Raw genomic sequence first — 237 nt, 5'->3', positions numbered from 1 at the left:
TAAAAAGTAAAAGAGACGATATTGGGTCTGTAGCTCAGCTGGTTAGAGCGCTCGCCTGATAAGCGGGAGGTCGGTGGTTCAAGTCCACTCAGACCCACCAATCCTTTTTAGGTTTGGAACAATATCGACAAACACAGATGGGGCTATAGCTCAGCTGGGAGAGCGCCTGCCTTGCACGCAGGAGGTCTGCGGTTCGATCCCGCATAGCTCCACCATCTTTAAGCACACTTCTTTGAA

At 50.6% G+C, this 237-nt stretch carries 2 tRNA genes; both read left to right on the top strand.

From position 1 onward, the window contains the following. The first annotated feature begins 23 nt into the window (after positions 1-23). Positions 24-100, top strand: a tRNA-Ile gene (locus tag FCV43_RS19865). 39 nt (positions 101-139) lie between these two features. Beyond that, positions 140-215: transfer RNA gene (locus FCV43_RS19860), tRNA-Ala, on the top strand. The last annotated feature ends 22 nt before the right edge of the window (positions 216-237 follow it).

The organism is Vibrio genomosp. F6, from assembly GCF_005146325.1.
Classification (GTDB): domain Bacteria; phylum Pseudomonadota; class Gammaproteobacteria; order Enterobacterales; family Vibrionaceae; genus Vibrio; species Vibrio cortegadensis.
This window is presented reverse-complemented; position numbering and strand designations above follow the sequence as displayed.